General features: G+C 67.9%; 7 protein-coding genes. 3 read left to right on the top strand and 4 right to left on the bottom strand.

The window, feature by feature from the left end:
• Positions 1-180: 180 nt before the first annotated feature.
• The 3 genes from IG90_RS0106470 to IG90_RS0106455 all read left to right on the top strand — a co-directional run bounded on the left by IG90_RS0106470 (position 181) and on the right by IG90_RS0106455 (position 3,501).
• Complete coding sequence (locus IG90_RS0106470) at positions 181-807, top strand: DUF4200 domain-containing protein (RefSeq protein ID WP_024126899.1); 627 nt, start codon at positions 181-183, stop codon at positions 805-807.
• A gap of 673 nt (positions 808-1,480) precedes the next feature.
• Positions 1,481-1,645: a hypothetical protein gene (locus tag IG90_RS44225; RefSeq protein ID WP_157846297.1), complete on the top strand. Its 165-nt coding sequence runs from the start codon at positions 1,481-1,483 to the stop codon at positions 1,643-1,645.
• Between the two features lie 173 nt (positions 1,646-1,818).
• Positions 1,819-3,501: an IS1182 family transposase gene (locus IG90_RS0106455; protein ID WP_063739475.1), complete on the top strand. Its 1,683-nt coding sequence runs from the start codon at positions 1,819-1,821 to the stop codon at positions 3,499-3,501.
• A gap of 879 nt (positions 3,502-4,380) precedes the next feature.
• Here the strand turns inward: IG90_RS0106455 and IG90_RS0106450 are convergent.
• The 4 genes from IG90_RS0106450 to IG90_RS46640 all read right to left on the bottom strand — a co-directional run bounded on the left by IG90_RS0106450 (position 4,381) and on the right by IG90_RS46640 (position 7,414).
• Positions 4,381-5,370, bottom strand: coding sequence for a hypothetical protein (locus IG90_RS0106450; protein ID WP_030578852.1), 990 nt, complete (start codon positions 5,368-5,370; stop codon positions 4,381-4,383).
• Between the two features lie 569 nt (positions 5,371-5,939).
• Complete coding sequence (locus tag IG90_RS0106445; protein WP_030578849.1) at positions 5,940-6,464, bottom strand: hypothetical protein; 525 nt, start codon at positions 6,462-6,464, stop codon at positions 5,940-5,942.
• Positions 6,465-6,493: 29 nt separating this feature from the next.
• Entirely contained in the window at positions 6,494-7,072 is a 579-nt protein-coding gene (locus tag IG90_RS0106440; protein WP_106972908.1) for a hypothetical protein, read from the bottom strand.
• A 213-nt stretch (positions 7,073-7,285) separates the two neighbouring features.
• Positions 7,286-7,414: a hypothetical protein gene (locus tag IG90_RS46640; protein ID WP_267883136.1), complete on the bottom strand. Its 129-nt coding sequence runs from the start codon at positions 7,412-7,414 to the stop codon at positions 7,286-7,288.
• Positions 7,415-7,691 lie beyond the last annotated feature (277 nt).

The following is a 7,691-nucleotide window of genomic DNA, read 5'->3' as shown; positions in this document are numbered from 1 at the left end:
GAGGTGGGGCGGCGGGGTGAGGTTTCTAGTTGGGGGCGGGTTTGGTTGAGCGTGTGGGGGTGATCCCGTTCCGGGTGTTGCGTATTCGCGTTTCGATGTGTACTGTAGTTATCACGAGGTCGGGGGAACGAAGAACCGGCCGAGAACCACACCACCTGAACCCTGTTGGAGGGGATCTTCATGTCCGGCACCCAGACGTTCACCACCCCGGCCGGTAACACCTACGCCTACACCGTCGAGGCCGGCGAGAACGGCGAGGCCGTCTACGACCTGTCCCAGGTCTTCCAGGACGGCGTGTTCCCGATCGGATCGGTCGTGGTCCACCCGAACTGGGAGCTGTTCCCGGCCGTCAAGGGTCTGCTGAACGTCCAGTTCGGCAAGGGCAGCCCGGAGGACCGGCACGGCCGGACCGACCTCCCGATGCTCGGTGACGGCGATCTGCCGTACGTCGTCGGCTCCCACCTGGTCAACCCGGCGGACCTGACCGCCGAGACCGACGGCGAGGGCGCGGCGCTGCTGAAGTTCCGCAAGCGGATGCTCGGGGCGGCGTTCCCGACCAACTCCCCGGCCGAGAGCGCGAGCCAGGAGACGTTCGAGAAGGTCCGGGACCTGGTGACCGGTCTGGTCAAGGTCTACCAGGCCGACAAGGACACCGAGGCGCGCGAGGCCGCGTACGAGAACTTCCTCAACGGCAAGCGCGCGGAGGCCGTCGAGGCCGAGATCGGCAAGCTCGACGGCAGGGTCCAGGCGCTCATGATCCAGCGCGCCGCGCTGGTCGAGAAGCTGAACCGCTACAAGGCCGCCTGAGCCCCCACAGACCGCCCGGCGGCCCCAACCCCCACCCCAGGGCCGCCGGGCCCCACACCGCCCGGCCCCCGGCCCCCACACCCCCCTCCACCAGCCCGGGGCCGGGCACCCCACACCACCCAAGAGGAAGCAGCCAAGATGCGCGACAGCCGGTCTGAGATATCCACGTGCCCCGGATGGGGCGAGGAGTGCGGCAACGAGACTGAGGGGTCCGACCTCTGCCCCGACTGCCTCATGGCGCGGCTGAACGCGCAGTCCCCCCGAATTCCTCTCTGACTCGTCCCTGCCCGGTGCGGGCGGCCCTATCCCCAAGGGCCGCCCGCACCCACCACCGGCCCCGCCCCACCAACCCGCCTACCTGGGAGCACTGATGAACCGGAAGATCGGACGCAGGACCGGAATCGTTCTGGGTGCCTTGCTCGGGGGCATCGCCCTTGGCCTTACCTGGCTCGCGTTCCAGGTCTCTATGGACGCTGTGCGCGCCATGCCGGACTTCGGCGCTGTCGCTCCCCCGGGACACAGCTGCCGATAGGGGTCGCTTCCCACCGGGAATCGGCTCCCACAGGCCGCCCGTGTCGCTCCCGCACGCCCACGGGCTCCGGGCAGTGCAGGCGACAGACACGGGCGGCCCCTGACCCCGCTACAGATCCCTTGCAGATGGAGAGGACACCCCATGGCCACCGACAAGCTCACCGAGCTGCTGGCCCGCGCGGCTGACGGCGACGTCGAGGCCGCCGCCGCGTTCCTGCGAGCGCGGGCGGTCCGGGCCCGCGCGGCGGATCGCGTCACCTCTAGCGCACGGGTCGCCGCTCTGCGGATGATCCGCGCGGACCGGTAGGCCCCTCTGCCCGACCCCGCCCCTCCTGACGCGCGCCCCTCCCCCACCTCCTTTGCACGCGCCCCGCTCAGCGTTTCGGATGCTGTTGGTCAATTCGAGGTCGTGCGTGACGTCGGCCTTCAAGACCCGGTTGTGGTCTTGAAGGCCGACGTTGTCGTATGGGGTGGGTGCGGATGTCGATGCAGCCGGAGGGATCTGGGGAGATCCCGGCGGAGACGGTGCGGGTGGCGCGGGCCGCGTTCCCGAAGGGGAGCCTGGCGATCCGGGTCCGTGACGAGCTGGGGCCGCTGTTCACTGACGAGGAGTTTGAGGACCTGTTCCCGTCACGAGGGCGGCCTGCCTGGTCACCGGGGCGTCTTGCGCTGGTGCTGGTGCTGCAGTTCGTCGAGGGACTGACCGACCGGCAGGCCGCGGAAGCGGTCCGGGCCCGGATCGACTTCAAGTACGCGCTCGGGCTCCGGCTGGACGATCCGGGCTTCGACTTCTCCGTCCTGTCGGAGTTCAGGGACCGGCTGGTCCAGGCGGACGCCGGACAGCGGATGCTGGACGGCATCCTTGCCTCGGCCCGGGACAAGGGGCTGCTTACGGGCAGAGGCAAGGCCCGCACCGACTCCACGCACGTGCTGTCGGCATCGCGGGAGCTGTGCTGGCTGGAGATGGTCGCCGAAACCCTGCGCTCGGCCCTGAACGCGCTCGCCGTCGCCGCTCCCGACTGGCTGTCCGAGGTCGCCGAGCCGGACTGGTTCAGGCACTATGCGACCCGCGCCGAGGACTCACGGTTCCCCAAGGCCCCGGCCAGGCGCGAGGAGGTCGGCCGGCGGATCGGAACCGACGGGATGCGACTGCTCAAGGCCGTCACCTCGCCCGATGCGCCGCCCGCGCTGCGGGCGGTGCCGGAGATGGAGACTCTGCGGCAGATGTGGGTGCAGCACTTCCACCTGATCGAGGGCGAGGTGCTGCGCAGGGACCCAAAAGACCGGCCGCCGGGCGCGAAGCGCCTGGTCACCCCCTATGACATCGAGGCACGCGGCAGCGTCAAACGCGACACGATGTGGGACGGATACAAAGTCCACCTCACCGAGACCTGCGGTGATGACACGCCGGACCTGATCACGAACGTCGCCACCACCAATGCCACGGTCAGCGACTTCGACCTGGTCCCGGCCGTCCACGCCGCACTCGCCGAGCGCCGTCTGCTTCCCGACGAGCACCTGGTCGACACCGGCTACGTCACCGCCCGCCACATCGTCGCCGCCCGGCGCGAACACAACGTGGAGCTGACAGGGCCGATGATGCCCGGCACCGGCTGGCAGAACCGGGCCGGATCCGCAGAGACCTTTCCCGTCGGCGCGTTCAGCATCGACTGGGACCGCCAGACGGTGACCTGCCCTGGCGGGAAGAACAGCACCCGATGGGCGAGGGAACCCGTCCGGGACAAGGTCGAGATCCGGGTGCAGTTCTCAAAGACCGATTGCGGGCCCTGCCAGGTCAAGGACTCCTGCACCCGCGGACCACGCCGCAAGCTGACCATCCAGGACCGTGACATCCACGAGGTCCTGCACCAGCGCCGGGCCGAGCAGGAGACCGACGCGTGGAAGGAGCGCTACAAGATGCGCGCCGGTGTCGAAGGCACCATTTCCCAGGCCGTGAACCGTTGCGGCCTGCGCAGATCCCGCTATCGCGGCCTCGCCAAGACCAGCCTCCAGCACCAGCTCACCGGAGCGGCGATCAACCTCGCCCGCATCGACGCCCACTTCACCGGCGCCCGCCGAGCCCGAACCCGCACCAGCCACTTCGCAGCACTTCGCCCCGCCGATCACGCGATCGACGGGGCGAAGCAGACGACCCCGAATTGACCAACAGCATCCGTTTCGCTGGGCGGGGCCGCTTGCGTTCCGCGCCGATCTACGACGGCTCAACTCCCCGGCCCACTCGAACCTCGGACCCCGTCTCGGCCTCCTGGCTCCTGTGGCTCGTAGTCCTTCGCGTTTCCCGTTCCCCTGTCCGTCTCCGGTCTCGTGTTCTGTCTGTCTCTCGTTTGGTCGTTGTCCCCTGCGGCTGCCCTCTATCTCCTCAGCTCTTGCGCTTCTGGGGTTCTTCGTCTCGCTTGCTGTTGTCGTCTAACTGCTCTCGCTGCTCACTGCCCTCTTTCCTCTTGTTCTGCTGCTCTCCCATCCATGTCGCTTGCTCCTCGCTTCCCTCCGGCTTCCTCCCTCCTGTCGTTCGTCTGTGGCTCTTCGCTAGTGTCCTCAGTGCCCTTGGGGGTCTCGTAGAGAAGTAGTCGGCGCGCTCAGGCCCCCTTGACTGTGCCGCTGAAGTGCATGTTTCCCCGTTGAGGGTGCCGTGTGGGGGCAACTTGTAGGGCAACTTGCAGGGCGACTTGAAAAGCAACTTGAAAGGCAACTTGTAGGGCAACCTGTAGGGCAACCTGGTGTCGGGCCGTGTGTACAGGGTCAGGACCGGTCTGTCATGGGGGGAGATCTCTCCCCTCTCGGCGGTTCTTCTTAGGGGGAGAGAAATCACCCCCCGAAGCTGGCTCTTTCAGGGGGGAGAGAAATCTCCCTCGGGCGGGGAGGGAGATTTCTCAGTACCGCGAGGGGGGAGATTTCTCCCCCCTCGCGGGAGGGGGGGAGAAATCACAGTCCCAAGGGTGCAGCCCCGGGCGACTGGCGGCCGCGCAGGGCCGGCAGACACCGAGGTGCCTGCCGGCCCTGCGCCGCTCGGGTGCAGCGTGCTCACGCGTCCCGTGGCACTACGCTGCTCGTGGCCGGCTCGGAGGCGGGGATGCGACCGTCGAGGCAGAGTTCGCGGTAGCCGGGCGTGTAGGTGAAGCCGTGTCCCTCGCAGGTAGCGCAGTCGAGGGCATGGGCGGTGGGGGCGCCGTAGCAGAGGATCGGTTCCTGGTGGACGGCGGTATAGATGTCGTCGCCGTGGTGCTCCCAGGTGAGCACGGTGAGGACTTCGCCGGTGCCGGCGCAGCGCCCTGCGCAGTCGTGGGGGTATGGGTCGACGTCTTCGTCCTGGTCGTCGAAGTCGCGGAAGGCGTCGAGGAGGTACGCGCGGGCGCGGGGGTCGCTCAGCGTGGATCGGCGGTCGAAGGCCCGCAGGGCGTGGCCTGCGTTGGCCGCGGCCGCCGCCGTGGCGTTGTCGGTCGGGGCCGCGGTGGCGGCCCAGTCGAGGAGGAGTCCGCGGGTCATGATGTGTAGCCGCTGTTCGCTGGCGACCTCGACGGCGGGGAATCGGGGAGTGCGGCCGAGGTTGGCCCAGGCGTAGGTGTCGAGCATTTGGCGAACCAGCCGGGGGCCGGATCGCCGGAACGTGCGTTGGGGCGGCAGAGAGTCGTCAGTGGCTTGGGACGCTCGGCATGCGTCGCCGTGGGTGTGGTGGTGGAGTCGGGCGTATTGGGCTCGTAGGTGGTTGAGGCCGTTGTGGGGATGGTCGTTGAGGGCCAGGCCGTCGACCTCGCGGAGGAGGGCGCCGTGGTCGCGGGCGGCTTCGTAGAGGTCGGGGTCTCGGGTGCGCAGGGCAAGGATGTCGACGAGCGCGCCGGCGTGCAGGAGCTTGAGGCGGCGCAGGGCGGGGACGCCGTTGTGGTCGGGGTCGTGTTCGAGGACACCGGTGAGGCGATAGTGCGCCCACCGTGCTTCGAGGATGAGGCGGGCGATGGACGGGCGTTCATCCCAGTACGCCTTTACGGCGTGTTCGGGGTGGTGGCCGACGGGCATAGGGCTTCCCCTTCAGGGTGACTGGTCGCGGGTGAGTGAGGTTTGGTCAGCCTGCGGCCTTGGGGGTGCTGCGGGCGAGGTCACGATGGCGCGGCGCAGGGGTGTGCTCGGTCGGGGGCTTGCGCTGTGGCTAGCGTCGTTCTTCGTCGAGGAGGTGCGCGTGGCCCCAGGGGTTGGGCTGGGGAACCGGTCGTCCGTGTGCGATGTCGCGGCGGCGCTCGGGGCGGCGTTCTTGTACATAGCCGCGACAGTGCAGGGCGTCATGCTGGGAGGTGGGCCAGGACGAGGCTGTGGCGCACCAGGGGCAGTGCGGTTTCCGGGTCATGCGCCGGCTCAGGGCGAGAGCGAGCAGGGTGACGGCGGCTCCGAGATGGTTCCGAGAACGAAGGCGTGCATCTGGTGTCTCCCACTGGATGATGCGGGGCCACCGGGTGGTGGCCCCGCATCGGAGGTCGTCGGGGGCGGGTGTGTTGGGGTGGGTAACTGGTCGCGTGGCAGCGGATCGCCAGGGAAGAGGGCCTGGTGGGCCTCGTCGGGGCTCTTTGGCGTCGGTTTTCGTGTCGCTTTGATCACCACCAGTGCCGGAACAGGTAGTTACCGCGCGGGAGTTCGCCGCGGCGGATGAGATCGGCGAGGATCAGGTTCAGCGACGGGGAGAAGGCGCGATCGGCGAAGAATCGGCTCTCGAACACGGCGTTCTCAAGGTCTTGCGTATCGGACGGGTTCGCCTCGACAGTGGCGGGCGTGTTCTCGTCAGCGACGCGAATGCTCAGCCAGTAGTCCAGCTCGGTCATGCCGGTCTTGTAAACGACCTCACCGAGACCGGAGTCCCAGCCCAAGTACACCCTCGCCTCATCGAACTGGTCGAGCGCCTCCTCGTAGTCCCCCTCGGAGGTGAGTTCGTACAGCTTCACGCTGTCATTGGGGATGTGCTCGTCGTCCCGCTGGCAACCGCGCAGCGAGTTGTACGGCTTGCCGTAGACGCGCTCGGCGATGGCTTCGATCGGGATGTGGCCGTTCTCGGCGGTCGCATACTCAGCGTGCGGCTCCAGCATGTAGATGCTGTAGGGGGTGTACTCGGGTGCACCGGGCATGACAGATCTCCCTCTGGGTCTCGGGGGGGTCAGATGCGGTCGTGGAGATCGGTGTCGTTGTAGGTGGTCTCGGAGACCGTGATCCAGCCGGTTCGGTCGCCGTCGCGGAGCTGGAGCTCCCACTTGCCCGGCTGCCAGTGCTGACCGGTCTGCTTCCGGCCGACGTGGTGGCGCTGGCACTGCTTGGTGGGCTGGCTGCTGCCGTCGGTGGTCGAGCCGGACGATCCGGGCTGGGTGGTGCCGGAGGTGCCCCCGTTTGTGAAGGGCTTGCCGGGCGGGGTGCCGCCGGACGAACCTCCGGAGCCGTCGGGGTTGGTGTCGTTGTTCTTCTTGCCGGTACTGCCCGACGAGCTGGACTTGCCGCCGCTGGACGTGCTGCCGCTGGAGCCGCTGCTGCGGCCCGCGAAGGCGGTGGTGGTGAACGAGCTGGTGCGGATGGTCGAGCAGTCCTGGCGGTACACGTCCTCGTACTCGGGGATCCAGGAACCGGCGTAGCCGCGCTTGTCGATGACCTCGCCGTGCTTGATGGGACTGTTGGTGCAGCCGGTGATGATGAGGGCGGTACTCGCGAGGGCGGTTCCGATCATCAGGGTGCGGGGCGCGGGCACGTTGGGCTCCAGGAGGTGTGTGGGTGCGCTCGTCTGCTACAGGTGTTGTGCGCGAGCGGCGTGTGACACAGAGGCGGAACTTTCTCCGCGACTACCACAGTACATATTGAAATGCTAATAAGCAACATCAAGTTGAGGGGGTAGGCCAGCTCGCGCTGCGAGGTGTTGGTTGGAGCAGCCGTGGCCCTGGGAGTGCGGCTGGACGATCGTGCGTCAGTGCATGGTCTGGATGATCCAGGCGAGCAGACAGACGACGGCGATGGCCGCCCACATGCGCAGGGCGGCCGGATCCTTAGCGATCGACTTGGCGTTGGACTCGAACACCTCGGCCGTTGGGGTCATGCCGGGGTGGACGGTGTTCCGATGTTCGTCCCGCTTGGCGGAGGCCTGATCCTTCGGCAGCCATCCTGTCGTGACCCCGCACGGGCCGCACGCGTACCGCCATGCCATCGCGGACCCCTCCACTGGTCTTGCGGGTGTGGTTCGACGGTACCGGGCGGCCGCGCTCTACGGGACGGGAACAGGCTGATAGGGCACGGTAGATGGGGGTGATAGATGCATCTAGCGTTGGGGTAGATCCGCAGGTCAGGCGGTCGTATATGTGACCGATAGATGGCTG

The organism is Streptomyces anulatus (assembly GCF_000721175.1).
Classification (GTDB): Bacteria; Actinomycetota; Actinomycetes; order Streptomycetales; family Streptomycetaceae; genus Streptomyces; species Streptomyces anulatus_C.
This window is presented reverse-complemented; position numbering and strand designations above follow the sequence as displayed.

Excerpts from the sequence above, each read along its gene's own strand:
- IG90_RS44225 (WP_157846297.1), top strand. The coding sequence starts at position 1,481 with ATGGCCACCGACAAGCTCACCGAGCTGCTGGCCCGCGCGGCTGACGGC.
- IG90_RS0106445 (WP_030578849.1), bottom strand. The coding sequence starts at position 6,464 with ATGCCCGGTGCACCCGAGTACACCCCCTACAGCATCTACATGCTGGAG.
- IG90_RS46640 (WP_267883136.1), bottom strand. The coding sequence starts at position 7,414 with ATGACCCCAACGGCCGAGGTGTTCGAGTCCAACGCCAAGTCGATCGCT.
- IG90_RS0106450 (WP_030578852.1), bottom strand. The coding sequence starts at position 5,370 with ATGCCCGTCGGCCACCACCCCGAACACGCCGTAAAGGCGTACTGGGAT.
- IG90_RS0106455 (WP_063739475.1), top strand. The coding sequence starts at position 1,819 with ATGTCGATGCAGCCGGAGGGATCTGGGGAGATCCCGGCGGAGACGGTG.
- IG90_RS0106470 (WP_024126899.1), top strand. The coding sequence starts at position 181 with ATGTCCGGCACCCAGACGTTCACCACCCCGGCCGGTAACACCTACGCC.